The sequence below is a fragment of the Micromonospora sp. NBC_01655 genome, assembly GCF_026339755.1.
Classification (GTDB): Bacteria; Actinomycetota; Actinomycetes; order Mycobacteriales; family Micromonosporaceae; genus Micromonospora.
This window is the reverse complement of record NZ_JAPEQF010000001.1, coordinates 1,892,094-1,916,723: the sequence shown is the minus strand read 5'-3', so window position 1 is coordinate 1,916,723 and position 24,630 is coordinate 1,892,094. Positions and strand designations below refer to the sequence as shown.

Here is a 24,630-nt window from a genome sequence, read left to right as displayed (position 1 = left end):
GGACCATGCCCCAGGGCACCTGGACCACCCACTACTTCGGGATGCTCACCGCCATGGTCCGCCGCGACGGCATCCACCCCGACGGGCCCCGCTGCGCCGACGACGCCCCCTGCCACCGGTGCCGCCCCCTGCTCGACACGATCGCCTACAACCGGGCGCGCACACCTCGGTGGGTGCTCGTCCTGGGCGAGACCGCCGGGCGGGTCACCGAGGCCGTCTACGCCGCCCGGGACCACCTCACCCGCAGGCGCCCGTCGTGATCACCGCCCGCCGCTGCCGGCACTGCGGGTCCGCGCTCGCCCCCACCGGCCGTTGCCCCGGCGACGCGCCCCTGCTGGCGCGCGACGGCGCGGAGTACGGCGGCGCGGCCCAGCTCGCCCACCGGCTCGGCCCCGACATCACCGCCGCCCGGGTGCGCGACTGGGCCCGCCGCTCCCGCCAGCCCGGCAAGCTGAACGGCCTGCTGCCCGCCCACCACCTGCCCGGCCGAGGTCGAGGCACCACGTGGCACCGGCTCGACCAGGCGGCGCACGTCGAATGGCTGACCCGCACCGGGCCGAGCGGGGCGAAGCGGGCCGGCGAGTTGACGCTCACCCGCTGACGCGCGATCATCATTCACACATCCACCCCATAGGTGGGGTGCGCCCACAGCCCGGCCGGTTGACCACTCAGGTCCCGCCGGGCTGCTGCGTATCAAGGGACGGGGACGCAGCACGGGCACGGTGGCGGGCAGGCCTTGGCGGCGGGGCCTGCCCGCACCCACCCAGCCGGCCGCTGACGAAGGAGAGCACCGTGGAGCAGATGCCCAGCGTCGGCAGGATCGTCCACTACGTCAGCCACGGCACCCCGCCGCGTAGCGACGGCACCCAGGCGTTCGCCTCGGAGTGCCGGGCCGCGATCGTCACCGAGGTCACGGTCCACCCGGACGCGGACGGCACGGTCGGACTGGCGGTACTCAACCCCACCGGGATGTTCTTCAACCGCGAGGTTCCGCACGCCGAGGACAAGGCGGCGGGGGATGCGGAGCACCCGGGCGGGACCTGGCACTGGCCCGAGCGCGTCTGACGGGCGACCATGCCCCGCGCGCTGAAGGTCTGCTCACGCCCTGGCTGCCCCACCCTCACACCCGGCGGCCGATGCGGCACGCACACACGCGAGGCAGACCAGGCGCGAGGGAGCAGGCAGCAGCGCGGATACGACGCCACCCACGACCGGGAGCGCGAGCGCTGGCGTCCGGCCGTCGAGCGCGGCGAGGTGGACTGCCAAGCCAAGACCTGCGTCATGCCCGAGCGGCGCATCCAACCGGGCCAGCCGTGGGACCTGGACCACACCGACGACCGGCGCGGCTACCGCGGCCCGGCTCATCGATCTTGCAACCGAGGGTGGAGGCGCAATGACCAGCGATGATGTACGCCGGCTCGCCGACTTCCTCGCTGCCGTCACCGAAGCCACCACCAAGTACGGCGTCGAGATCGGCGCGTACGGCCCCGCCGACATCCGCATCAACGACGACGAGGTCATGCAGATGAGGTGGGACGCCGAGCGCAGCCAGTACGACGCCACCCCGCAGAGCGCATGACCAAGGTCGACATCACCACCGCCGGGCACACGATCATCGTCGAGAGCGACGACGACCTCGACACCGTGGCGGCCAAGGCCCTGGACCTGTGGCGTGCAACCCGCGACCCGAGGCTTGACCGGGCGGCCGGACCGAGCGGGTTCCACATCGAACGCGCCGAGCCGACCGATGGCGGCCTCACCATCGACTTCCCCTCACGCTGAGTCACCGGGGGTGGGGGGTGACCCCCAAGGCCCGCAGGTCAGCGGACCGCCGGGGAGGTGGCTGGATGTCGCGGAGGGTTCAGACGTCCGGGATCAGCCATAGGCCGTCACGCAAGGTGATGGCTGACCGATGCCGCGCAAGGCGGCTGAGGAGTGATCGACATGTCTCGTGGTGGTGCGCGTAACCGGTCGGGGCCGCCGCCGGATCCGATGTCGGGCCGCAGTGACCGGCGGGGGCTGAAGCTGACCGCCCTGCCGTCGGAGGGCTACGCCGGTGAGGTGCCGTCGTTCCCGCTGCCTCGGCCGAAGGCCCGTGAGCTGGAGTTGTGGCGGTGGGCGTGGTCGACGCCGCAGGCCTGCGCGTGGGCGCGGGAGGCGTGGCGGTGGCAGGCGGTGGCGATGTGGGTGCGTACGTCGGCGATCTGTGAGAGCGCGAAGGCGACGGCGGCGGACAAGAACGCGTTGCACCGGTTCGCCGACCAGATCGGGCTGACGCCGGCGGGGTTGAAGGAGAACGGCTGGGCGATCGCGGCGGACCAGTTGGCGGAGAAGCGCGCGGACGTGCCGGACGAGCCGGCTGATGACGTGCGCGGGCGCCTGGCGGTCGTTCCGCATGCCGCCGGCGGTTGACCGGTACGTCGTCGACTTCCCCACCCTGTGGGTGGTGCCGGCCTGGATCGAGCGGCACTGCCTCATCCCGGACGGCTTCCGCAAGGGCCGGCCGTTCCGGATGTACGACTGGCAGCTGTGGATCACCGCGAACCACTACCGGGTGCGCCCGCAGGCCCGCCAGGACGAGGCGTTCCTCACGGGTGACCCGGATGCGATTCCGATCCGCTCGGAGGCGTTCCACTTCCGGCGGTCGCAGGTCATCGCTCCGCAGAAGACGGGGAAGGGCCCGTGGTCGGCGGCGCTGGTGTGCGCGGAGGCGCTCGCGCCGGTGCTGTTCTTCGACTGGGCGGGCGACGATGACCGGTTCGTGTGCGCGGACCATGGCTGCGGGTGCGGGTGGGTGTACCGGTATCGGCCGGGTGAGCCGATGGGCATGCCGTGGCCGACGCCGCTGATCCAGCTGCTGGCCACCTCGGAGGACCAGGTCGACAACGTGTACCGGCCGCTGCAGGCGATGGCCCGCGGCGCGCGGCTGCGGGACCGGATGAAGGTCCGCGAGGGGTTCATCCGGCTGCTGGGTGAGGACGGCGACCCGGACCTGAACCGCATCGACGTGGTGACCAGCTCGGCGCAGTCGCGGCTGGGTAACCCGATTACGTTCTGCCTGCAGGACGAGACGCAGCTGTACAACGCCACGAACAAGCTGATCAAGGTGGCGGAGACGATGCGGCGGGGCGCGGCGGCGATGGGTGGCCGGAGCGTGGAGACGACGAACTGTTTCAACCCGGCGGAGAACTCGGTGGCGCAGCGGACGTTCGAGTCGACGCGGCGCGACATCTTCAAGTTCTACGAGCCGCCGCCGCCGGAGCTGAAGTACCGGCTGAAGGCGGACCGGGCGCGGATCCACGCGTTCAACTACGCGGGCTCGCCGCACGCGGACCGGCACGGCATCGAGGCTGAGGCGGCCGAGCTGATGGAGACCGACCCGCCGCAGGCGGAGCGGTTCTACGGCAACCGGATCGTCTACGCGGCCGGGTCGTGGCTGCCGGATGGGTTGTGGGAGTCGAGGAAGGCCGCGCCGTGAAGCAGGCAATCTGCTTGGGCTTCGACGGGTCCGAGTCGTCGGACTGGACGGCGATCCGGGCGGAGCGCCTGGACGGCTTCCAGTTCACGCCGCGGTACGGGCCGGACCGGCGGCCGACGATCTGGGATCCGGCGCAGTGGGGCGGGCAGATTCCGCGCGGTGAGGTGCACGCGGCCGTGGACGAGCTGTTCGACACCTACCAGGTGCGGATGGCGTACTGCGACCCGCAGGACTGGCGTTCCGAGATCGGCGACTGGGCGCTGCGGCACGGGGCGGAGCACGTCGCGGAGTGGTCGACGAACCGGATCACCCAGATGCACGAGGCGCTGAAGCGGTTCCTGACGGACCTGACGACCGGGGCGATCACCCACGACGGGTGCCCCATCACTGAGGTGCACGTGGCGAACGCCCGGAAAGTCGCGAAGCCGGGTCAGAAGTACATCCTCGGCAAGCCGACGGAACACCAAAAGATCGACGCGGCGATGGCCAGCGTGCTGGCGCATGAGGCGGCGGCGGTGCACCGGGCGGCCGGGTGGACCGACGAGCCACCCGACACAACCGTTCTCGTCTTCCGGTGAGGAGAGAAGCCCATGCCCCTCTCCGACGATGAGAAGTCGCTGCTCAACCGCCTGCAGATCAAGGTGCTGCGCACGGAGCGCCGCAACCGGGTGCTGGAGGCGTACTACGAGGGCGAGCAGCGCGTCGAGCAGTTGGGTCTGGCGATCCCGCCGGAGCTGCGCCGGTTCCTCACGATCGCGGCATGGCCGGGGACGTACGCCGACGAGATCGCCGCGCGAACCACCCTTGAGGGGTTCGAGCTGCCGGACGCCACCGAGGCAGACGAGCAGCTGTGGCGGATCTGGCAGGCGAATGGCCTGGATTCCGAGTCGAAGCTGGGCCAGCTGGACGCGATCGTGCGGGGCGGCAGCTTCGTGGCCATCGGGGCCGGCGACGCGGAGACCCCTGATGCCCCTTCACCCGAAGGGGGCGACGACGACCGGGAACGTTCGGCGGAGATCCCGCTGATCACGGTGGAGTCGTCCGACGAGATGGCTGTCGAGCTGTCCCCGCGGACTCGGCATCCGATCGCTGCGGCGAAGTTCTACAGCCAGGACGGCGTTGCGCACGCCACGCTCTACCTGCCGGCTGTGACGATCTGGCTGGAGCGGCGGAACGCCGCCTGGGTCGAGGTCGACCGCGACGAGCACAACCTCGGCGTCGTGCCGGTGGTGCCGCTGGTCCGTGGCGCTCGCCTGTCGAAGCGCGACGGGCGGTCGATCTTCACCCGCATCATCGGCCTGACCGACGCGGCCGCCCGGGCGCTGACCAACGGGCAGGTCGCCACCGAGGCGCTCGCGGTTCCGCAGCGGCACGCCGCCGGGATGAAGCCCGAGGACTTCAGGGACAAGGACGGGAGCCTCCTCCCGACCTGGGAGGCGTACTTCGGCGCCGTCTGGGCGACGTCGAACCCGGACGCCAGATTCGGCAGTTTCAGCGCTGCTGACCTGGCGAACTTCGACACCATCGTCAGCCTGTACGCCAAGCTCGTGTCCGGGGTTTCTGGTCTGCCGATGCGCTATCTCGGCCAGGCCACGACGAACCCGCCGAGCGCGGAGGGCATCCTGGCTGACGAGAGCAGGGTGATCAAGCAGGTCGAGGACTACCAGACCGCCTTGGAGGCGGCCTGGGAGCGCGTGATGAAGATCGCGGTGCGGTTCCGGGATGGCCGGTGGGATCCGCGGATGGAGCAGTTGGAGACGCAGTGGCGGTCGGCGGCGACTCCGACCCGGGCGCAGGCGGCCGACGCTGCGGTGAAGCTCGTGCAGCAGAAGATCATTCCCCGCGAGGCGGCCTGGGTTGACCTCGGCTACTCGGCGGCACGGCGCAAGAAGCTCGCTGAGCTGTTCGCGGCTGAGGAGGCGCGAGATCCTATGGCGGAGATTGCGCGGGGTCTGGCCGGCGCAGACCGGCCGGTGGTGGCTGGTGTCGACGCCGGTTGACCTGGCCGACGACCACGCCAGGTACCGGCGGCGCCTGGCGGTGGCCGCTGCTGGCGAGGCGGGCCGGTTGTGGCGGCTGGTGGACCCGGCCCGGATCGGCGAGTCATGGCTCGGGTCGCTTGCCCGACTGCTGGTGCTGCTGACCGGGGCGCAGCAGGCGGTGGCGGCTCGGGCGGACGGCTACCTCGACGAGGTGCTCGACGCCCAGGGCATGGCGTCGGACGCGGCCGGCCGGGTGTCGGCGCAGGCGCTGGCCGGTGTCGCCTCGGATGGCCGCGATCTGGCGGATCTGCTGTACCGGCCGGTGATCAGCGCGCTGGTGGGCATCAAGCAGGGTGCGACGGTCGAGCGGGCGATGGCCGGTGGTGCGGCGACCCTGGACATGATCGTGCGGACGCAGGTCGCGGATGCGGGTCGGGTCGCGGACCAGGTGGCGATGGTGGCCCGCCCGGCGGCGTCCGGGTACGTGCGGATGCTGGTAGGCCGGTCGTGTTCGCGGTGCGTGGTCCTGGCGGGCCGCCGGTACCGCTGGAACGCCGGCTTCGACCGGCACCCGCGCTGCGACTGCGTGCACGTGCCGGCGGCCGAGGACACGGCCGACGAGATCCGCACGAACCCGCGTGCCTACTTCGACTCGCTGACCGCTGACGAGCAGGACCGGGCGTTCACGAAGGCCGGGGCGGAGGCGATCCGGCTCGGCGGGGACCTGGGCCAGGTGGTCAACGCCCGGCGGGGCGCTCGGGGCCTGTCCACGGCCGGCGCCCGGGTGTCGGGTGATGAGGCGCAGGTCCTGCGCGGTGGCCGTGATCGTGGCCGCCTGGAGGCGGTGGACGTGTACGGCCGGCGGCTGCTCGTGACGACCGAGGGTGTGACGGTGCGCGGCGTGGCCGGCAGGCGGCTGGGTGGGAAGACGCCGCGGCTGATGCCGGAGAGCATCCTCCAGATCGCCGGTGACGACCGTGCTGAGGCGGTCCGCCTGTTGACGAGGTTCGGCTACATCACCGATCGGCCCAGTGCGGCCCCGACGGCGCGCCGAGACCCGGTCCCGGCTCGACCGGCCGCAGCGCCGACGCACGCCGAGCGGTGGGCGGCGGGCGCGACCGGGCAGGACGCCTTGGACGCGGTGCCGGCCGGCCTGGCTCGGCGGGCGGAGCGCGGGGACGTGGTGCTATCGCGGTCGCAGCGGGACGCGCTGCGGGAGTACGAGAGTAGCTACTACGCGGCCATCAACGGGCAGCTCCGCTCCGGCGAGGTCGGCCCGCGAGTGCGACGGATCGTGGACCGGCTCGACGCGGGCATGGCGGCGTCACGGGCCCGTCGGGACCTGGCGGTGTGGCGGGGCATCACCAACGGCCAGCGGCTGTTCGGCGACCGGCTCGACGGGGACCTGGGCGGTTTCGAGTGGCGCGAGGACGCGTACCTGTCCACGTCGGCCGAGGAGCGGGTCGCGAAGGATTTCACCTACCAAGGCGCCGGTGGCGCGAACTCGGTGGTGATGCGGCTGGTGGCACCGGCCAGGGTGGGCGCGATGCACGTCTCCGGGACGCTCGGGTTCGGGCAGGCTGAGGTGCTGCTGGAGCGGGGCCTGCGCCTTCGGGTGGTGCGGGACCGGGGTGTGTCTCCGGCCGGGTACCGGCTGCTGGACGTGGAGGTGCTGCGGTGACCAACCCTGACGAGCGGGACCGGGTGCGGGACCGGATGGACGGCGACTACGAGCCGCCGGTGCTGGCGGAGCCGGACGCTGACCGGCCGGTGCCGGTGTGGGCGGACCCCGGCGAGGACTCGCCAACCAACTGATGACTTCCTGGCCGCGCAAGGCTGCCGGGCTGACCCCGCAACGGAGTCGACGTGAACGACAGCACCACCAGCCCGGAGCAGACCGCCGAGGGCGAGGTAGAGGAGCAGGTGGGCGCCGACCAGCTCGGTGACGCCGGCAAGCAGGCCATCGACCGGATGAAGGCCGAGCGGAACGAGGAGCGCAAGGCTCGTCGGACCTTGGAGGCGAAGCTCGCCGAGTACGAGAAGGCCGAGCAGGCGAAGGCCGACGCCGACAAGACGGAGGCCGAACGGCGGGCCGCCGCCGAGCAGCGCGCCGAGCAGGCGGAGTTGCGGGCGCTGCGCCTGGAGGTGGCCGCTGAGAAGGGGTTGACGCCGGCGCAGGCGAAGCGCCTCGTCGGTGCCACCCGCGAGGAGCTCGAGGCGGACGCCGACGAGATCCGGGAGGCGTTCCCGACCGCGCCGGCCGCGCCGGAGCGGCGGGCCCCGAAGCCGGACCCGTCGCAGGGCGCCCGCGGCGGCACCAAGCCCACGTCTGCCGACCGGGCCGCCAAGCGGCTCGAACGGCTCGGCATCGGCAAGCCCAGCAGGACCTGACCAACTCCCCGGGGCGCACCGCGTCGGGGTCACCACCCAGAGATGAGGGATCACACCCATGTACAGCGATCTTGGGGTGACGAAGACGACCCGGCGTGCCGGCGGCCCGACGTGGGCCGGCGAATTCCCGGTCGACTGTGCACCCATCACCCTCGACGCCGACGCCGTCCTGGCGGTCTACGCCGACGGAATCATCCCGTCCGGGGCCTGCCTCGCGCTGGTCACGGCGACCGGTCGGCACGCGCCGTACGGCGGCAGCACCGAGGAAGTCCAGTCGGTGGCCATCACCGGCACCCCGACCGGCGGCACCTACACCCTGACCTACTCGGGCCAGACGACCGCCGCGATCCCCTACAACGCGACCGCCGCGCAGGTGCGTACCGCCCTGGAGGCGCTGTCGACGATCGGCGCGGGCAACGTCACCACCGCCGGCGGCCCGCACCCGGGCAGCGCGGTCACCGTGACGTTCGTCGGCGCGCTGGCGAACACGAACGTGGCGCAGATGACGGCGAACAGCACGGCGCTCACGGGCGGCACCACCCCGACCGTGACGGTTTCCACCACCACCGGCGGTGGCACGGACACCGGCAGCGGCGGCACCGAGGTCGCGAAGGGCTTCCTGCTCAACGACCGGCAGGTCCGGGCGGGCCGGCACGTCGACGCCGCCCTCTACTACCGCGGCCGGGTCTACGAGGACCTCCTGCCGTCCAACGGCGGGTTCGACGCGCAGGCCCGTGCCGAGCTCGCCCCGACCATCTACTTCGACAAGGTGGGTGCCTGATGGCCACCATGGCTCTCGAACTGACCGACCCGGAGGAGCTAACCCTCGCGGCCCGTCAGATCCCCTTTCCGGCGGGCATCCTGCAGCGGTGGCTGCCGTCGGTGACCCGCCGCGACCACCGGTACCTGTTCCGCCGGTCCGCACGGTCGCTGCGGCGAGCGATCCCGTTTCGGCCGTGGAACACCCCGGCGGTGCCGCTGGACCGAGGGGAGATGACCGAGGTCACCGGCCGGATGCTGCCGCTGTCGGGCATCCTGTGGCTGCTGGAGGAGGACTCCCAGCTGCTCGACGTCGCCCGGGCCGCCGGCGACGAAGACGCGATCGCCGAGGTGTTCGACCAGGACCTGCTGACCCTGACCCGCGGTGCTCTGCAGCGGGTCATGCTGGCCCAGGGTGAGGCGATCTGGTCGGGCAAGGTGACGGTCGGCACGGCCGCGTTGCCGGAGAACCGGCTGCAGCTCGGCGCGGTGGACTTCGGCCTGCCGGCGCAGAACTTCACGACCGCCCCCACGCTGTGGAACGGCGTCACCCCGGATGTCTTCGGCCAGCTCGACGCGCTGACGACCACCTACCGGAACACTACCGGCCAGGAGGTCAACCCGGGCGTCATCCTCATGAGCACCCGGATCAAGAACGTGCTGCTGAAGGATCCGGACTTCCGGAACCTGCTCGGGTCGATGATCGGTGCCCCGCCGTCGATCGGCACCGCGCAGTTGCGGCAGCTGTTCGTCGACCGGGAGCTGCCGCGGCTGATCGTGGACGACACGGCGGTCCCGGACCACACCGGTGTGATGCGTCGGCAGATCCCCGACGACCGGATCGTGATCCTGCCGGAGGAGCCGGGCAACGAGGGCGGCATGCCGGTGGGTCAGACCCAGTGGGGCACCACGGAGGAGGCGAAGAAGCTCGTCCGAGCGCAGGCGCTCGGCGAGGAGAACGCGCCCGGTCTGGTGGCGGTGGCGATGGAGTCGGAGAACCCGGTGCACACCGGGACGCTGGTGGCGGGTATCGCGATGCCGGTTGTCACGGACCCGGACCTGATCATGTCGGTGAAGGTGCTGTGATGGCGACCCTGACCGCGAACACGCTGGTGACGCACCCGGAGACGGGTGAGGTCGTGCTGCTGGCCGTTGGCGGCATCGTGCCGGAGTGGGCGGCCGGCCGCGTCGGCGCGCACCTGCTCGACGGCGGGTCCCCGCGGCCCGTGTCCGCGCCGGCTTCGGCGCCGGCCGGCTCGGGTTCGAGCGAGGGCGACCCGCCGCCGAAGGGTGGCGCCGGGTCGGGTGCCCAGGCGTGGCGGGAGTATGCCGCGGCCAACAACGTCGAGGTGGCGGCGGACGCGTCCCGGGAGGACGTCGTCGCGGCGCTCGACGCGGCCGGTGTGCGGACCGAGTGAGACTCCGGCCGGGTCGGGATGCCACGGCCCGGCCCCGGCCGGACCACGCAGGGGGTGAGCGGTGCCTGACCTGTTCGAGCTGACGCAGCTCGCCTCGTACATGCAGCAGGACCTGGACCAGGCGTCGGCAGAGTTGGCCAGGACGCTGGCGACGGCGCTGATCCGCGCCGAGGTCGGGGCGGCCCGCTACGACGCTCTCACCGACCTGTCGCCGTTCCTGCCGGTGGCGCTGGAGGTGGCCCGGCGGGTGCTGCTCAACCCGGCAGGCATCCGGTCGGAGCAGGTCGACGACTACTCCGTCACGTACGCGGCCGAGGTGCTGGGCGGGGCGGCGTTGACGGAGGCCGAGCGGGCGCGGGTGCTCGCGGCGGCGGGTATCGCCTCGTCGGGGGCGTTCACGATCCGACCGGCGGGCTCGCCGGTGCGGCACTGCGGGAGGTGGTGAGCGGTGGCGAACGGGTACTTCACGGCGCTGGCTGAAGGTCTGATGGACGGGTCGATCGACCTGGACACGGCCACGGTCAAGGTGGCCCTTGTGCGCGGCTACACGTTCTCTGCGGCGCACCGGTTCGTCTCGGATGTGACAGGCACTGGGGGCACGATCAACGGCACGTCGGCGGCCCTGGCCAGCAAGACGGTGACGGGTGGCGTGTTCGACGCCGACGACACCACGATCAGCGCGACGACGAACGCCACGAACCACGGCCTCCTGCTGTTCCAGGCGTCCGCGGCGGCCGGCGGCGCGGACGTGGCGGCGACCGCGCAGCGGCTGATCGCCTGGTACGACACCGGCACGGGCCTGCCGGTCCAGCCGGGCACCGGCATGGTCACGGTGACGTGGCCGAACACGTCACCGCGCATCCTCAAGGTCGGCTGACGAGGGGTTCGCCGTGGCTGTCTCGTACGTCGGCGTGACCTCGGGCAGCAGCGGCTCGGCGACCAGCACCAGCTTCGCGACCTCGCTGCCGTCCGGCTGGGCGGCCGGTGACGTGGCGGTCCTGGTGGGGCATGTCTCGGGCAGCGCGCTGACGATGACGATGCCGGCCGGGTGGACGCCACTGCCGGGGGCGTCGTGGCCGGTGACGGAGGACGCGGCGTCGAGGCTGTACGCGTGGTCGCGGGTGCTCCAGGCCGGCGACACCCCGCCGACGATCGCCAACAGCGGCTCGATGACGGGAGCATGGGAGTGCACCGTGTGCCGGGGCACGTTCGGTGTAGCCCAGGCGGCGACCACGACCGCATCTGGGACCGCGGTAACCCTGCCGACCCTGACCGGGGTGGGTGCCGGGTCGGCACTGGTGGTGGGCGCGCACTGCCGGGTGGCGTCGGGCGCGATCCCGACCGGCCTGGTGCCGGCGGTGGCGTACACGGAGGTCGTCGACCAGGCGACCAGCCGGGCGACGACTAACGCGAACGTACGGGCCGACGCGGCGTACCGACTGGTCGGCTCGGCCGGCAGCTACGGCGGGGAGCAGGTCACCTCGGACGTCGCCGGGTCGATGGTCGGTCTGCTGGTCGAGCTGGCTGCGGCATCGGCGGATGCGGTGACGGCCCCGGACGGCATCGCTGTCCCGGCGGCGGTCGGCGCCCCCTCGGCGGACTGGTCGACGGCCGCCGTCCCGGACGGCATCAGCGTCAGCGTGGCGGTGGGCGGCCCGAGCGCGTCGTGGACGGCCGATATCGCCCCGGTGGGTGTGCCGGTGCCCGTGGCGGTGGGCGGCCCGTCAGCGTCCTGGACGGGCGAGATCGCCCCGGGTGGGCTGTTGGTGCCGGTCGCGGTCGGTGCCCCTGGGGCCGGCTGGTCGGCCGATACCGCCCCGGTGGGTCTGGCTGTGCCCGTTGCGCTGGGAGAGCCGCTGGCGACCTGGTCTGCGCAGTCCGCGCCGGGCGGCATCAGCGTCCCGGTCGAGGTGGGTGCGCCGAGCACGTCGGTGCCGGGCCGGCAGGTGCACCGGCCGTACAGCGGCACGGTGGCCCGGCCTGGTCCGGGTGTGGTGGTGCGTCCGAACAACGGCGTGGTGGTCCGACCGTAGGAGGTGGCCCGTGCTCGAGGTGGCGCTCGCCCGGGGGCGGGCGATGGCCGAGCGGCTCATGGTCGACGCCTGCACCATCCAGCGCGTGACCGGTGAGGGCAGCGACGACGATGGCAACGTGGTCAAGACGTACGAGCAGCTCTACGCCGGGCGGTGCCGGGTGCAGCAGCGCAGTGGTCAGGCCGCGCAGGAGGACGTCGGGCAGGACTTTCAGCTGATGCTGCGCTTGGAGGTGCACCTGCCGATGTCGGTGGTGGGGCTGGAGGCCGGCGACGAGATGACGGTCATCGCGTCGGCGCACGATCCGGATCTGGCGGGACGGACATTCCTGGTGAGGGACCTGGCGCACAAGAGCCATGCGACCGCGCGGCGGGTCGGTGTGACGGAGCGGACGAGCTGATGGCCGAGATCGAGACCCATGAGCTGCACCTCCTGGCGGTCGACCTGACCGAGGCGGCAGCGGCAGCCCCGGCCGAGGTGCGGAAGGTTGTGCAGAAGGGCGCACTGAACATCAAGACCGATTGGCGGCGACGCTGGTCCGGGCATGCGCACGCACCCCGGCTGCCGTACGCGGTCACCTACGACACCCGGGAGACGTCGGCCGGCTCCACGGCGGAGATCGGCCCGGACAAGGACAAGCCGCAGGGCGCGCTGGGCAACCTGTTCGAGTACGGCTCGGTCAACAACGCGCCGATCCCCGGGGGCGTTCCGGCGGCGGAGGCGGAGAAGCCTCGCTTTGAGAAGGCGCTGGAAGACCTGGCCGTGCGGCTGGTGGAGGAGGGCCGGTGACGATCCGGGCTCACGCCGACGCGGTCCTCGGTCTGCTTCAGGCTGCCCCGGGGTCGATGAAGGTGCTGGATGGTGCGGCGCCCAGCGGAACTGTGCCGCCGTACGTGCTGGTGTACTTCGCCGACGCCGACCCTGAGCTGCCCGACTCCCGGCCCCTGGACGGCGTCTCGCAGCGGCACATCCTGTGGGCGTACGTGCACAGCGTCGGCGGCAACGCGGCAGCAGCGCGGGCGCTCGGCGAGCGGGTGCGTGCGGCACTGCTGGATGTGGTGCCGTCCGTTACGGGCCGGGAGTGTTTCCCGATCCGCCGTGAGGACGGGCAGCCGCCGCAGCGCGACGAGTCCACCGGTGTTCTGGTGATGGATCGCGTTGACGTGTACCGACTGGAGAGCGTGCCGGCCTAACGACGGCGGGACCGGTGCAGCAGCGTCACCAGCGCGTACGTACCACCGCCGACGACGAGCAGGATCACGAGTTGGACCGGCACGGGCAGGTCGGTGCCGCCACACAGGCACGCGATCAGGGCCCCGGCGATGACGGCCAGGAGTACCCGGTTGCCGGTGTGGGTGAGGCTCCACCGCGATTCGTTCTGCTGGCTCATGCCGGACACCGTACCGGCGGCATTCAAGAGTTCACTTCCGCCAGCCGGGCGGACCTATCCACTCAGGAGGTGCGGCGCATGGCGCTGCAAGCAGCACAGTCCGTGGTCACCACGGGCACGACGCCGGCGCCCATCACGCCGTCGGCGTCCGACACGATCGCAGCATCCAGCTTCGGCGTGAACGGCGTCTTCCTGCGGGTCATCACGACCGGGACCGCCACGAACGTCGCCGTGCAGGATCCCGGCGTCACCCCGTCGGCGAACCCGGGCACCGTCACGCCGGTAGCAGCGCCGGCCACAGGTGTGCGGATGATCCTTATTCCCCGCTCGGCGATCAATTCGGCGACCGGCGTCGCGACCCTCACCTTCTCCGGCGCGCTGACCGGCGTCACCTACGAGCTGTACCGCGCATAGGAGGCCCACGCGATGACGAAGAAGACGTACTGGATGACCAACGGCTACGGCTCGAAGGCCCTGATCGAGGGCGCCGACGAGCGGGACCGGTGGAAGCCGCTCGGCTGGTCGGTGGTTGACGGCGAGCCGGCCGCCGGCATGGTGTGGATGCGTCACGAGGTCCACGGCGGGCGGGCGGAGTTCCCGATCGAGGTGGCGAGCCTGTGGCAGCAGAAGGGCTGGCAGCCCAGTGACCCGCCGCCTCCGGCAGACCCGTTCAATGCCGCCAACCCCGCCGACGTCGCCACGCCGGTCCCGGCCACGCCCAGCGCGGCCGCCCTACCGACCGCACCGGCGCCCGCCGGGAAGCCCACCACCAGCATGAAGGAGACGCAGGCCGATGGCTGACATTCCCGGCGACGGCAAGGTGCGAGTCGACTGGCTGCCCGCCGTCGCGAACATGAACGCGGTGACCCAGGCGGAGATCGCCGCCGGCATCCGGGTCAGCCAGTGGATGACCGCGGACGGTCTGGTCGGGTTCCGGCCGGAGACCGCCGACGTGCCGACCAGTGGCATCGAGTCGACGTTCGACACGAGCGTCAACGGCCGTCGCAGCTTCAGTGGCACGCTGCTGCGGTTCAAGAAGCAGTCCGGGTCGGACATCGTCTACGGCACGCTGCTGCCGGACGTGGTCGGCTTCGTGGTGGTGCGTCGGTCCCTGGACGCGGTGACCGCTCACGTGGCCGCGCAGCCGATCCAGGTCTACCACGTGATGTGCGGCGAGACCGCGTGGATGGACCCCGAGCCCAACACCGTCGAGCGGTTCGAGATCCCGATGAAGATGCAGTCGGCGCCGGCGCTGCGCGCGGTCGTCGCCTGACCCTCCCTGATCGCGGGGGCGGACCACCTGGCCCGGTCCGTCCCCGCTCCACGTCTGGGCCAGGATGAAGGGGCCAGGACATGACCACCGACTTCAAGGCGTTGCTCGCCGCTGCCCGGTTGCCTGAGCGGGCCGTTCCGGTCTGCCTGCGCGGTGACCTCACCGCTGAGTTCGAGGACCTGGAGCGGCAGCTCGACGACGCGCTACGTACGCTCACCACGTCCATCGAGGGCGACGGGTCCGCCGCCATCGCCGAGTGCATGGAGGCGCTGCGGGAGCAGATGGCTGCGCACACCTACCAGTTCCGGCTACGGGCGATGACCCGGCCGCGCTGGCACCAGTTCATCGGTGAGCACCCGCCCCGCAAGGACGGCAACGAGATCGACGCCCGGGACCGGGTCCGGGGGGTGAACATCGAAACGTTCTTCCCGGCTCTCGTGCGGGAGTCCGTCATCGATCCCGTGCTCGACGAGCAGGAGTGGACGCTGCTGCTCGACGAGGCGCTCACTGACCGGCAGTTCGACGAGCTGGCCTCGGCGGCGTGGGACCTGAACCGGGGTGGGGTGGACATCCCTTTCTCGCCCGTCGCCTCCAGGATGACGCGGGGTTCCGGCAGCGAGTAGAGGCGGCCGACCGGCTCGGCATCCCGCCCAGCCGGTTCGACGGTCGGGAGCCGGCCGAGACGACCCGGCACTACTACAACCGGCGGGGCCGGCTGGTGCGGTCGGTGACGACCCGGGAGCCGGAGTGGACCGAGCAGGACCGGGCGGAGATGCTCGCGCTCGTCCTGTACCGGTCGCGGCTGTGCCCGCTGCACGGCGGCCCGATCGAGGACTGTACCTCGCCGGAGGAGACCGGGCCCTCGTTCCAGGTAGATCGGTCGACGTGCCGGGCGCAGCTGGCACTGATCGAGACGATGCGGGCCGCTGACGACGGCAAGAAGCCCAGTCCGTACGCGTCCGCGCGGTTGTGGCAGGTGCGCCGAAGGGGGTGACGGGATGGGGAAGCGACCGGTTCGGGTGGTGCTGACGACGAAGCAGATCGCCGAGGTGGTGGCCGAAGAACTCTGGCGGCCCATCGTGCTGCACATCGATGTGGGCCCCTACCTCAAGAAGCTCTGGCCTGCTGACCCGCCGAAGACGGAGGGCTGATCTGTGGCGTTGCGTACGGTCGGCGTGAAGCTGACCGCCGAGGTTTCCGGCTACATGGCTGGCCTGCGGCAGGCTGGGGCCGCCACGAAAAGTTTCGTCGGCGACATGGACAAGGCAGCCCGGGCCGGCCGGCTCGATCAGGTCGCCGACCAGGCGGCGCTCATGGGCGTCGGCATGCTCGGCGCGGCGGGCATGGCTGCGAAGTTCGCCATGGACTTCGAGAAGCAGATGAGCGCCGTACAGGCGGCGACGAAGGCATCCGCCGGCGACATGGAGCGGCTGCGTGAGGCTGCTCTCCAGGCCGGCAAGGACACCTCCTACTCGGCCACTGAGGCGGCGCAGGGCATCGAGGAGCTGGCCAAGGCCGGCGTCAGCACGTCGGCGATCCTGACCGGTGGCCTGCGCGGTGCCCTGGACCTGGCCGCCGCCGGGGGGCTGGACGTGGCCGAGGCGGCGGAGACGGCCGCCAGCGCCATGACCCAGTTCGGGCTTAAGGGCGCTGACGTGCCGCACATCGCGGACCTGCTCGCCGCCGCCGCAGGCAAAGCTCAGGGCAGCGTGCACGACATGGGGTACGCGCTGTCGCAGGCCGGTCTGGTGGCGCACCAGATGGGCCTCAGCGTCGAGGACACCACCGGCACGCTGGCGGCGTTCGCGTCGGCTGGCCTGCTCGGCTCCGACTCAGGCACGTCCCTGAAGACGGCGCTGCTGATGCTGGCCAAGCCGTCCGGGGATGCTGCTGACCTGATGGCTGAACTGGGCATTCAGACGTACGACGCTCAGGGCCAGTTCGTCGGCATCACCAAGCTGGCAGGTCAGCTCAAGACGCAACTCGGTGGGCTCACGCAGGAGCAGCGCAACGCCGCCCTGGCGACCATCTTCGGTCAGGATGCCATCCGGGCTGCGTCGGTGCTGTACGAGCAGGGTGCTGAGGGCATCCAAACGTGGATCGACAAGACGAACGACGCCGGCTACGCCGCTGAGACGGCGGCGATGCGCACCGACAACCTCGCCGGTGACCTTGAGCGGCTGCGAGGCAGCCTGGAAACCCTGGCCATCGAGTCGGCGTCGGGCCCCAACTCGGGGCTGAGGGTGCTCGTGCAGACCCTCGACAGCGTCGTCAACGAGCTGTCGGACCTGCCGCCGGCGGTGGGTAGCACGCTGACGGTGATGGCGGCGCTGGGCGGGGCGACGACCCTGCTCGGTGCCGGCTGGGTGAAGGCGCGTCGGGCAAACGCGGAGTTCCGGGCGGAGCTGGAGGCGACCGGTCCGGCCGGTGCCCGGGCGGCCCGGGGCCTGGAGGCGACCACGAAGTGGGCGGGCCGGGCGGCGGTTGCGTTCGCTGCGCTCCAGGTGACTGGGGCGATCGTCAACAAGGCGGTCGGGGACCTGAACCCGCAGGTTGAGGCCATGTCGAAGGGGTTGGAGTCGTGGGGTAAGTCGGGGCAGGTCGCTGGTGAGGCCGCTCGGGTGCTCGGTGCCGATATGAAGGACCTGAACGTGGGTCTGAAGTTTCTGGCGGACACCGACAACAGCCGGCGCAGGTTTGTCCGCTGGGGTCAGGACGCCTTGGAGTCCATTCCGGGTATGGAGTCGATGAACACCAGCCTGGCCCGCACCCGGGAGCGGGTGTCGGCGATGGACCAGGCGTTCGCGCAGCTCGTGTCGGGCGGCAAGACCGAGGAGGCGCAGGCCGCCTTCAACCGGCTGGCGGCCGAGGCAGGCAAGACCGGTGTGTCGGTCGACGAGCTGAAGAAGCTGTTCCCGCAGTACGCGGCGGCCCTGGAGACCACTGCGGCGGCAGCGGCGCAGACGGTGTCTCCGACCAGCTCGCTGACGGGCGTGACGAAGGAGTACAAGACCGCTGCCGACGCGGCTGCGGCTGCCGCCCGAGGTCAGCGCGACGCCCTGGTCGACCTGGCGTCGAAGATGAAGGCCGAAACGGATCCGGTGTTCGGGCTGCTCGACGCCCAGCAGAAGCTGACGGAGGCTCAAAAGGCCGCGGCGGCGGCGGTCAAGGAGCACGGCCGTAATAGCAGCGAGGCGCAGGAGGCGACCCGAAAGCTGGCGCTCGCGGCCATCGAGTTGCAGAGCAAGGCGGGCGAGCTGAGCGGCACCTTCGACGGCCAGATGACGCCGGCGCTGCGGGCGACTCTGCTCGCTGCGGGATTGACGGAGCGGCAGGTCTCCGACGTGGCCACCCAGTTCCGTACCGCGAAGGCCAACGCGGAGGAGTACGCGGGCGACTACCGCGCAAACGCGTCAGCACCGGGTGCTACTGCGGCGGATGAGCAGCTCAAGGGGGCGAAGGCCAAAGCGGACGCGTTTGACGGCTCCTACAGCGCTCTCATCTCGGTGGTCGGCTACCCGGTGACTCTTGACCGGCTGAAGCGGCTGTCGGTCTACCAGCAGGCACTCAAGAAGGGCGCGATCCCGGCGAATTTCCAGGGGCCGGTGCAGGGCCGGGACTACGCCACAGGCGGGTGGACCGGACCGGGTGACATGTACGAACCGGCGGGCATCGTGCACGCCGACGAGTTCGTGATCCGCAAGGCGTCGCGGCGGAAGCTGGAGCAGCAGGCGCCGGGGCTGCTGGACCACATGAACCGGCACGGCACGGTGCCCGAGGATGTGGTGGACACGACGCCGGGGTATGCAGGCGGCGGCCAGGTGTGGCCGTATCGGACGACTGCGGCGAAGACGCGGATTCCCTCCCGGCGTGAGGTGCTGTCGGTGGTGGCGCCGGGGATCCCGACGGGTGGGGCGACCGCGCCGGCGATCGTCGCGGCGGTGAAAGCCGCGTTTCCGCACCTGCGGGCGATCTCCACGTACCGGCCAGGTGCGACGACGCTGACGGGGAACCGCAGCTATCACGCGGACAACCGGGCGGTGGACTTCCCGCCATCGCGGGAGCTGGCCGTGTGGTGGAACCAGCACTACATGTCCCGGACCAAGGAGCTCATCAGCCCGTGGCAGGAATTCAACATCCACAACGGGCGCAGGCACACCTACACCGGCGCGGTCTGGCAGCAGCACAATTTCGCCGGTGGGAACGCGCACGACCACATCGCCATGGACCGGGGCGGGGTGATCGGCGAGCCGGTGTGGGGTGTCGGGGTCACCTCCGGCAAGACGTACAGCTTCGCCGAGCGGGGCCCGGAGTGGGTGACCACCCAACCCCCGGCGTCCGGTGGCAGCCAGCAGGCGGCCGGCGGTGTGGTCGCGGATCCGGCGGTGCTCGCCGCCGCGATTCGGGGAGCACTGCACGGGGTGTCCGTACAAATGGATGGCCACACCGTCGGCTACATCATGGGCCGCCAGGCCGACGTGTACGCCAGGTGAGGGGGGTTTGTGGCGCGGTATGACGTGCAGTTCGTCGACTCCATCGCGGCGTCGCCCACCGTCCGGCTCGACCTGCAAGGGCCGGGCTGGACGGTCCGCGACGGCACCACGTTCGGTATGCCGGAGTTGAAGCGGGCGGTTGCCGGCACGACCCTGCTGGGCGACGGGGAGAGCTACCCGGCCGTGGCGTACGGCAACCGGACGATCACGTTGGTGTTGCGCATAGACGGTGTGTCCGATGATGCGCGGGCCGGCATGCTTCAGCAGCTCATGCGGGAGTTGGACCGGCCGGCGAACATCCTGCGCTACCGGCCCGGCACGAGCAGCCCGGTGTTCTTCCGCACCTTCCGGGCAGGCCCTGACAACGTGAACTGGGACCCGTTCACCAAGGAGCCCAGGGTCACCATCCCCGCCGAGCCATTCGCCTACGGCTTGAAGGAAACCCTGTCACCGGTGACGGTATCGAACAATCCGGCCAGCACGGGCGGCTGCTACCTGGACATCACCGGGGTCAAGGGCGACGTGGAAACACCCCTTTACCTGCGGCTGGGTGCCGATTTCATGGCTGTGGCGGCTGCAACCCGGTATCCGGTGCTCGGGTTGCGGAGGCGGGGCACCCCGGGCGCGGCGCCGCTGGTATTGCAGGCCGAGTCGATGGTGACGGCCACGGCGACTGCGCTGGCGGCATCGAACGACACGGCCATGTCCGGTTCGGGGCAGAACTATGTGCGGATCACCCCGCTGAACACGGACATGGATCAGCGGATCTACGCCGACCCGTTCCCCGCAGCGGCCAGCGTGGACGTGCGCGGCCGGTACCGGGTGTTGGCCCGTGTGCGGCAGTCACAGGTGCTGGACACCTGGAACGTGCAGTTCGTGTACGGGCCGCTGGGCACGTTGCAGGTGTCCAACGACGCGGTGCCCGTCACCCAGGCACCCGGCCCCCGGTACGTGGACCTGGGCACGATTCAGTACCCGTACGGGGCAGATCCGGTCACCGATGGGGTGAGCGGGGTGGAGGTGCCCGTGCAGGGCATCCGGGTGTCGGTGTTTGCCCAGCGGGTCAGCGGTACGGGCACCCTCGACATTGACCTGCTCATGTTCGTACCGGCGGATGACGCATACGCGGCCGTGCGGGTGTCCTCCGACAGTGGTGCTGCGGCCGGGGCTATCGATGCCGCCCGGACGATGGTGTACGCGGTGGGCGCGTCGGGTGAGATTCGACCGCCGCAGGCCCCATCGCAGGTGGCGGGCCGGTTTCCGATGCTGTCACCCGGGGTGACAAACCGTGTGGTGTGGCTGGCTGACGGTGCCGCGCTGGCAGATGCGGCACTCACCTCCACCTCGACGCTCACCCCGTACTACTGGCCCCGGTACGGGTATGTGCGTCCGCCGTCGAGCTGAGGAGACCGCCGTGAGTGCTGACGAATCTGTCGAGCAGATCGCGTATCCCGAGGGTGTCACTTCCGCCGAAGTGCTGGCCGAACTGCTTACCGTCCGGTGGCGGGACAGTGACGGCACCGTGGTGTGGGAGGGGAAGCTCGAAGACCCGGAGGGCGGCTCGTGAGCCTACCGATCCCCCTGACGATCGAGTTGCGAACCTCCCGCGGTATCCGACACGTGACCGCCGAGGCGCGGGACCTGGTGTACGGGTGGGAGGACCCGGGCGGGTTCAAGTCCTGCCAGGTGCCGCTTGACCGTCCGCTGAACATCCAACCCGACGAGATCACCATGTACGGGCAGCTCACCGTGTACGACGGACGGGACCGCACGATCCTGTTCGACGGTCGGCTGGAAGACCCGTCACGGTCTGCCGGCCCAGACGGTCAGGTGTGGAATCTGACCGCGATGGGCGGGCACGCACACACCCGGGACCGCACCCTGCCGCTGATCTACATCGACAATCCGCTGGCCGGGGGGTTGGACAGGATTGGCATCAACGCCGCCGGGGGCACAGACACCCGCGGTGATGACCCGGGCGGGAGCGGCAAGGACGCCGTGATCTTGCAGTTCCCACAGGGACAGACGCTCGCGACGGGTGCCCGAGTGGCGATGCGGTACCGAGCGATCTGGGACGCCGGCCAGAAGTTGGCCCGCATCGACTACAGCTGGGACGCCGGCGTGACCGACGCCGGGTACACGATCGAGGGCTTGGCTGGCACGGGCACCGGCACCGCGCAGATCCCCCGGGCACAGACCCTGACGACCACCGGCGGCGCCAGTAGCCCTCGGGTGGTGGTGGCGGACTTCGACAACGGCCGCAACGTGTTCTACGTGCGTCTGGTCCGGGGCGGGGCTGGGGTGACCGTCGGCAACGACAACGTGTGGGTGGCGGTGACGGACATGTCGGCGGTGGCGATGCGCTATCTGGCCAACGGCAACGAGAAGACAACCGGCTACGGGCCGACCGTGCTTGCATCCGAAGTCGTCGCCGACCTGCTGGGCCGCGTGCTCACCAAGTACGACCCGGCAACCTCGACGATCGCGGCCACCAGCTACGCCATCGACCAGCTCGCCTACCCGGACGGGGTAAGCGCCGACAAGGTGCTCGACGACCTGATGGCCCTGGAGGCTGGCTACACGTGGCGGGTGTGGGAGCTGGGTCCGGGCGGCTACCGCTTCGAATGGGTGCCCCGCCCGACGACCGTCCGCTACGAGGCGGACGTGACCGACGGGTATGACTCGCAGGGCTCCGGTGGCGAGCTGTACAACCAGGTGACGGTGCGGTGGCGGGATTCAGCGGGCCGGGTGCAGGCAACGGTCCGCACGTCCAGCGTCCGGGAGTTGACTGCCGCCGCCCTGGTGCGGCAGGGCTCCATCGACCTCGGTTCCGACGTCGGCAGCCTGGCGGCGGCCCAGCGTGCCGGTGACCAGTGGCTCGCCCAACACCAGTTTGCCCCCAACGCGGGCAGGCTCAGGATCGCCCGCCCGATCCTGGACATCCAGACGGGCCGGATGGTCATGCCGTGGGAGATCAGGCCGGGCCTGATCCGGGTCCGCGGCATCCTCCCACGGGTGGACGCACTCAACGCGACCGATCGCGACGGGGTGACCGTGTTTCGCATCGTCAGCTCGGAGTACCGGACCAGCGAGGGTGCCGCCTCGCTGGCGCTCGACTCGTACGAGCGGACCACCCCGCGGATGATCGCCGGCCTGATCAAGCAGATGCCGTCGTCGCGCCGCCGCTGACCTGGAGGAACCGCGTGTTCTCGGCCCTGCAACTGCCCGACCCGCCGCCGAGCGGGATCGTCACCGACCGGGCTGGCATCGAGTGGCGTGCCAGCAGCACTGGCTGTTGGGACCCCGGGGAGTGCCCCACCTGCTCCACCCGCCTCACCGGCGGACTGTCCTGGCCGCAGTTGCTGGAGCAGCGCGGCCCCCTGACTCCTGTGACCGGAGGTTCATCGTGACCACCAGCCCGCCGACCCTGATCGCGGTCCGGCAGCTCCTGCTCGCCCATCTGGATGTCAACAAGGGCGTGAACCGCTCGGCGGACCTGGACCCGGCGGAGGTCGGGATTGTCGGAGACCCTGCCCACATCGGCGGCTACCACTGCGGCACGGACCGGGTCCGCCGGGTGTCCGGGCAGATCCGCGACTACTCCGTGACCGAGTCCCCCCGGGATCAGGCGGGGCTGACCTCCGACGCCTGTGCCCTGGACGTCGGCGACTGGTCCGTCCGCGTCGCCGGCAAGGCCCATGACCTGCGGTCGTTCTCGGCGTGGCTAGTCGCCCAGTGCAAGGCCAGCGCCCCCGACACCCGGGACATCCGCGAGGTCATCTACAGCCCGGACGGGAAGACCGTCCGCCGGTGGGACCGGCTCGGCAAGCGCACGACCGGCGACTCGTCGCACCGCTGGCACACGCACATCAGCTACTTCCGGGACGCCATCAAGGCGGGACGGGACCAGACGGCGGTGTACCGCCGGTACCTCACCACCATCGGCCTGATCAAGGCCCCCACCAGCAAGGAGAGCACCATGACCGCTGCCGAGTTCCTGGCCATCCTGAAGGACCCGAAGGTCGCCGCCGAGATGTCCCGCCTGCCCTGGGCGTTCGTTCCGGCCGGCTTCGACGGGCGGACCGCCCACGGGATCGTGCTGGTCGACCAGACGGCCGCGCTGGTCACGGCCAACAACCTGGCCACCAACGCCGACGGCCGCACGCTCCAGATCCTGGAGTTGCTCACCGGGTCGGGCGACCAGACGGCCGCCGAGGTCGCCGCCGCGCTGGTGGCCGCAGGCCAGGACCCGGCGGCGCTCGCCGCCGCGCTGACCGCGCTGGCCGGCCCGGGCCAGGCACGTGAGTGAGGCTGGAGCGACTCACCCGGGCGCTACGCGACCTCGGCTGCGTCACGGTTGGCCTGGGGGTGATAGTCCACCAGACCGTGCTGGTCCCGGCCGGCCGGGCTTCGGAGGCGCTGCTGGTCGCCGCAGTCACGCTGCTGACCGGGCCGGCGGTGGGCGGGGTGCTGGGGCTGCGACGCGAGGCGGCGACGTCGGACGGATCTGGCTCTCCGTCACCGCCATCGTCGTCGCCGCCGTCCTTATCGTCGCCGGCCCCATCATCCGGGGCGGGTGATCCGCGGTGACGGTCCGAGGCTGGCACGTCCTGGTCGTGGTGCTGCTGACGGCGGTGTTGGCGGCCGGGCTGGCGCTGGTGTCGTCAACCCGTTCGGCGGCCCTGTCCGCTGAGGCGCGGCGAGAGTCGGAGCGCCGCTGGTGCGGGGTGGTGGTGGCCCTGGATGACGCGTACCGGGAGTCCCCACCGCAGACCCCGGCCGGCCTGCGGATCGCCGCGAGCATCGCCCAGCTCCGTACCGAGTTCGGCTGTCCGGGCTAGGGTCGCCCGCGCCTTACTGCCGGCACTGGTGCCGGTCCTGCGTCACCCGGTCGCATCCGGGCCGCCGGCACCGCCACTGCCTCCCCATCACCCCGCAGCCCGGCACCGGGCACCCACCCCATCCCGGGGTGGTCTCCGGGCGCCCACGCGCGTCCCGGTGTCCGGCCGGGCACGGCTCTGGGATCTCCGCCCAGCCGGCGGGGACCCGCCTGTACCGCACCATCTCACGACCGTACCCAGGAGGTACTGATGACCCAGATCCCCTCGCCCGACTCTGCGGCCACGGAGCCGCTGGTGACTGTCGGCGTGCTCACTGCGGCGGTGACCGCCGTGCTGGCGCTGCTGGTGGCGTTCGGCCTGCCGCTGTCCGACGCGCAGCAGACGGCGATCCTCGGCCTGGTCGCCGTGCTCGCGCCGCTGGTGGTCGCCGCGATCGCCCGGGGCCGCGTGTACTCACCGGCCACCGTGCGGGCGATGCTCGCCGGCCGCCGGTAGGATGATCGGCGCGGTGCTGCCGGTGACGTCCCGGTCGGCGCCGACCAAACCTCAGCGGCCCCGCTCTCCCCTGGTGG

General features: G+C 71.3%; 36 protein-coding genes. 34 read left to right on the top strand and 2 right to left on the bottom strand.

Annotated features, from left to right (window positions below):
- Nucleotides 1–5: 5 nt before the first annotated feature.
- The 17 genes from OOK41_RS09155 (at nucleotide 6) to OOK41_RS09075 (ending at nucleotide 10,905) form a co-directional block, all read left to right on the top strand.
- Nucleotides 6–260, top strand: coding sequence for a hypothetical protein (locus tag OOK41_RS09155; protein ID WP_266263931.1), 255 nt, complete (start codon nucleotides 6–8; stop codon nucleotides 258–260).
- Nucleotides 261–331: 71 nt separating this feature from the next.
- Nucleotides 332–601 carry a hypothetical protein gene (locus OOK41_RS09150; RefSeq protein ID WP_266267760.1) on the top strand — a complete coding sequence of 90 codons (270 nt, stop codon included), beginning with the start codon at nucleotides 332–334 and terminating at the stop codon, nucleotides 599–601.
- A gap of 191 nt (nucleotides 602–792) precedes the next feature.
- Nucleotides 793–1,065, top strand: a complete 273-nt coding sequence (locus OOK41_RS09145) for a hypothetical protein (RefSeq protein ID WP_266263930.1) — start codon at nucleotides 793–795, stop codon at nucleotides 1,063–1,065.
- 328 nt (nucleotides 1,066–1,393) lie between these two features.
- Nucleotides 1,394–1,579: a hypothetical protein gene (locus tag OOK41_RS09140; RefSeq protein WP_266263929.1), complete on the top strand. Its 186-nt coding sequence runs from the start codon at nucleotides 1,394–1,396 to the stop codon at nucleotides 1,577–1,579.
- A complete protein-coding gene (locus tag OOK41_RS09135; RefSeq protein ID WP_266263927.1) occupies nucleotides 1,576–1,782 on the top strand; it encodes a hypothetical protein in 207 nt (68 codons plus the stop codon). Before OOK41_RS09140 ends, OOK41_RS09135 begins: the two co-directional genes overlap by 4 nt.
- A gap of 162 nt (nucleotides 1,783–1,944) precedes the next feature.
- Nucleotides 1,945–2,412 carry a hypothetical protein gene (locus OOK41_RS09130; protein ID WP_266263926.1) on the top strand — a complete coding sequence of 156 codons (468 nt, stop codon included), beginning with the start codon at nucleotides 1,945–1,947 and terminating at the stop codon, nucleotides 2,410–2,412.
- Nucleotides 2,363–3,478: a hypothetical protein gene (locus OOK41_RS09125; RefSeq protein ID WP_266263925.1), complete on the top strand. Its 1,116-nt coding sequence runs from the start codon at nucleotides 2,363–2,365 to the stop codon at nucleotides 3,476–3,478. Before OOK41_RS09130 ends, OOK41_RS09125 begins: the two co-directional genes overlap by 50 nt.
- Nucleotides 3,475–4,056, top strand: coding sequence for a hypothetical protein (locus OOK41_RS09120; RefSeq protein ID WP_266263924.1), 582 nt, complete (start codon nucleotides 3,475–3,477; stop codon nucleotides 4,054–4,056). Before OOK41_RS09125 ends, OOK41_RS09120 begins: the two co-directional genes overlap by 4 nt.
- 12 nt (nucleotides 4,057–4,068) lie before the next feature.
- Nucleotides 4,069–5,478, top strand: coding sequence for a phage portal protein (locus OOK41_RS09115; RefSeq protein ID WP_266263923.1), 1,410 nt, complete (start codon nucleotides 4,069–4,071; stop codon nucleotides 5,476–5,478).
- Complete coding sequence (locus tag OOK41_RS09110) at nucleotides 5,462–7,141, top strand: ADP-ribosyltransferase (RefSeq protein ID WP_266263922.1); 1,680 nt, start codon at nucleotides 5,462–5,464, stop codon at nucleotides 7,139–7,141. The genes OOK41_RS09115 and OOK41_RS09110 overlap by 17 nt, the downstream gene beginning before the upstream one ends.
- Nucleotides 7,138–7,275 carry a hypothetical protein gene (locus tag OOK41_RS09105; RefSeq protein ID WP_266263921.1) on the top strand — a complete coding sequence of 46 codons (138 nt, stop codon included), beginning with the start codon at nucleotides 7,138–7,140 and terminating at the stop codon, nucleotides 7,273–7,275. Before OOK41_RS09110 ends, OOK41_RS09105 begins: the two co-directional genes overlap by 4 nt.
- A gap of 51 nt (nucleotides 7,276–7,326) precedes the next feature.
- Nucleotides 7,327–7,851, top strand: coding sequence for a hypothetical protein (locus OOK41_RS09100; RefSeq protein ID WP_266263920.1), 525 nt, complete (start codon nucleotides 7,327–7,329; stop codon nucleotides 7,849–7,851).
- Between the two features lie 58 nt (nucleotides 7,852–7,909).
- A complete protein-coding gene (locus OOK41_RS09095; RefSeq protein WP_266263919.1) occupies nucleotides 7,910–8,632 on the top strand; it encodes a hypothetical protein in 723 nt (240 codons plus the stop codon).
- Nucleotides 8,632–9,696 carry a major capsid protein gene (locus OOK41_RS09090; RefSeq protein ID WP_266263917.1) on the top strand — a complete coding sequence of 355 codons (1,065 nt, stop codon included), beginning with the start codon at nucleotides 8,632–8,634 and terminating at the stop codon, nucleotides 9,694–9,696. Before OOK41_RS09095 ends, OOK41_RS09090 begins: the two co-directional genes overlap by 1 nt.
- Nucleotides 9,696–10,028 carry a hypothetical protein gene (locus tag OOK41_RS09085; protein WP_266263915.1) on the top strand — a complete coding sequence of 111 codons (333 nt, stop codon included), beginning with the start codon at nucleotides 9,696–9,698 and terminating at the stop codon, nucleotides 10,026–10,028. Before OOK41_RS09090 ends, OOK41_RS09085 begins: the two co-directional genes overlap by 1 nt.
- Before the next feature lie 61 nt (nucleotides 10,029–10,089).
- Nucleotides 10,090–10,473, top strand: coding sequence for a hypothetical protein (locus tag OOK41_RS09080; protein WP_266263913.1), 384 nt, complete (start codon nucleotides 10,090–10,092; stop codon nucleotides 10,471–10,473).
- A 3-nt stretch (nucleotides 10,474–10,476) separates the two neighbouring features.
- Nucleotides 10,477–10,905, top strand: a complete 429-nt coding sequence (locus OOK41_RS09075; RefSeq protein ID WP_266263911.1) for a hypothetical protein — start codon at nucleotides 10,477–10,479, stop codon at nucleotides 10,903–10,905.
- Here the strand turns inward: OOK41_RS09075 and OOK41_RS09070 are convergent.
- Complete coding sequence (locus OOK41_RS09070) at nucleotides 10,879–11,262, bottom strand: hypothetical protein (RefSeq protein WP_266263909.1); 384 nt, start codon at nucleotides 11,260–11,262, stop codon at nucleotides 10,879–10,881. The two genes, OOK41_RS09075 and OOK41_RS09070, sit on opposite strands and share 27 nt — an antisense overlap.
- 43 nt (nucleotides 11,263–11,305) lie before the next feature.
- Between OOK41_RS09070 and OOK41_RS09065 the strand changes: the two genes are divergently transcribed.
- Genes OOK41_RS09065 through OOK41_RS09050 form a run of 4 tightly spaced genes read left to right on the top strand, consistent with a single transcriptional unit; the run spans nucleotide 11,306 to nucleotide 13,254 of the window.
- A complete protein-coding gene (locus OOK41_RS09065) occupies nucleotides 11,306–12,061 on the top strand; it encodes a hypothetical protein (protein WP_266263907.1) in 756 nt (251 codons plus the stop codon).
- Between the two features lie 10 nt (nucleotides 12,062–12,071).
- Nucleotides 12,072–12,461 carry a DUF6093 family protein gene (locus OOK41_RS09060; protein WP_266263905.1) on the top strand — a complete coding sequence of 130 codons (390 nt, stop codon included), beginning with the start codon at nucleotides 12,072–12,074 and terminating at the stop codon, nucleotides 12,459–12,461.
- Nucleotides 12,461–12,850, top strand: coding sequence for a hypothetical protein (locus OOK41_RS09055; RefSeq protein ID WP_266263903.1), 390 nt, complete (start codon nucleotides 12,461–12,463; stop codon nucleotides 12,848–12,850). Before OOK41_RS09060 ends, OOK41_RS09055 begins: the two co-directional genes overlap by 1 nt.
- Nucleotides 12,847–13,254, top strand: a complete 408-nt coding sequence (locus OOK41_RS09050; protein WP_266263901.1) for a hypothetical protein — start codon at nucleotides 12,847–12,849, stop codon at nucleotides 13,252–13,254. The genes OOK41_RS09055 and OOK41_RS09050 overlap by 4 nt, the downstream gene beginning before the upstream one ends.
- On the opposite strand, the gene OOK41_RS09045 is transcribed toward OOK41_RS09050, so the two are convergent.
- Nucleotides 13,251–13,451, bottom strand: a complete 201-nt coding sequence (locus tag OOK41_RS09045) for a hypothetical protein (protein ID WP_266263899.1) — start codon at nucleotides 13,449–13,451, stop codon at nucleotides 13,251–13,253. The two genes, OOK41_RS09050 and OOK41_RS09045, sit on opposite strands and share 4 nt — an antisense overlap.
- Before the next feature lie 78 nt (nucleotides 13,452–13,529).
- Here OOK41_RS09045 and OOK41_RS09040 point away from each other — a divergent pair, with 78 nt between their 5' ends.
- From OOK41_RS09040 to OOK41_RS08980, 13 genes are all read left to right on the top strand, one after another.
- Entirely contained in the window at nucleotides 13,530–13,865 is a 336-nt protein-coding gene (locus OOK41_RS09040; RefSeq protein ID WP_266263897.1) for a hypothetical protein, read from the top strand.
- Nucleotides 13,866–13,877: 12 nt separating this feature from the next.
- Complete coding sequence (locus OOK41_RS09035; protein ID WP_266263895.1) at nucleotides 13,878–14,252, top strand: hypothetical protein; 375 nt, start codon at nucleotides 13,878–13,880, stop codon at nucleotides 14,250–14,252.
- Nucleotides 14,245–14,724, top strand: coding sequence for a hypothetical protein (locus OOK41_RS09030; protein WP_266263893.1), 480 nt, complete (start codon nucleotides 14,245–14,247; stop codon nucleotides 14,722–14,724). The genes OOK41_RS09035 and OOK41_RS09030 overlap by 8 nt, the downstream gene beginning before the upstream one ends.
- A gap of 80 nt (nucleotides 14,725–14,804) precedes the next feature.
- The gene (locus OOK41_RS09025) at nucleotides 14,805–15,347 is read left to right on the top strand and encodes a hypothetical protein (protein ID WP_266263891.1); all 543 of its coding nucleotides are present in this window, start codon (nucleotides 14,805–14,807) and stop codon (nucleotides 15,345–15,347) included.
- Entirely contained in the window at nucleotides 15,266–15,718 is a 453-nt protein-coding gene (locus OOK41_RS09020; RefSeq protein WP_266263889.1) for a hypothetical protein, read from the top strand. The genes OOK41_RS09025 and OOK41_RS09020 overlap by 82 nt, the downstream gene beginning before the upstream one ends.
- 4 nt (nucleotides 15,719–15,722) lie before the next feature.
- Nucleotides 15,723–15,875 (top strand): hypothetical protein, encoded by a 153-nt coding sequence (locus OOK41_RS09015; RefSeq protein WP_266263887.1) that lies wholly within the window; start codon nucleotides 15,723–15,725, stop codon nucleotides 15,873–15,875.
- 3 nt (nucleotides 15,876–15,878) lie between these two features.
- Complete coding sequence (locus OOK41_RS09010) at nucleotides 15,879–19,217, top strand: phage tail tape measure protein (RefSeq protein ID WP_266263885.1); 3,339 nt, start codon at nucleotides 15,879–15,881, stop codon at nucleotides 19,215–19,217.
- Between the two features lie 24 nt (nucleotides 19,218–19,241).
- The gene (locus OOK41_RS09005) at nucleotides 19,242–20,621 is read left to right on the top strand and encodes a hypothetical protein (protein ID WP_266263883.1); all 1,380 of its coding nucleotides are present in this window, start codon (nucleotides 19,242–19,244) and stop codon (nucleotides 20,619–20,621) included.
- A gap of 10 nt (nucleotides 20,622–20,631) precedes the next feature.
- On the top strand, nucleotides 20,632–20,784 hold the full coding sequence (locus tag OOK41_RS09000; RefSeq protein WP_266263881.1) for a hypothetical protein: 153 nt from the start codon (nucleotides 20,632–20,634) through the stop codon (nucleotides 20,782–20,784).
- Nucleotides 20,785–20,837: 53 nt separating this feature from the next.
- Complete coding sequence (locus OOK41_RS08995; RefSeq protein ID WP_266263879.1) at nucleotides 20,838–22,406, top strand: hypothetical protein; 1,569 nt, start codon at nucleotides 20,838–20,840, stop codon at nucleotides 22,404–22,406.
- A gap of 217 nt (nucleotides 22,407–22,623) precedes the next feature.
- Nucleotides 22,624–23,526, top strand: coding sequence for a hypothetical protein (locus tag OOK41_RS08990; protein ID WP_266263877.1), 903 nt, complete (start codon nucleotides 22,624–22,626; stop codon nucleotides 23,524–23,526).
- Between the two features lie 277 nt (nucleotides 23,527–23,803).
- Nucleotides 23,804–24,058 (top strand): hypothetical protein, encoded by a 255-nt coding sequence (locus OOK41_RS08985; protein WP_266263875.1) that lies wholly within the window; start codon nucleotides 23,804–23,806, stop codon nucleotides 24,056–24,058.
- 249 nt (nucleotides 24,059–24,307) lie between these two features.
- Nucleotides 24,308–24,553, top strand: a complete 246-nt coding sequence (locus tag OOK41_RS08980) for a hypothetical protein (RefSeq protein WP_266263873.1) — start codon at nucleotides 24,308–24,310, stop codon at nucleotides 24,551–24,553.
- The last annotated feature ends 77 nt before the right edge of the window (nucleotides 24,554–24,630 follow it).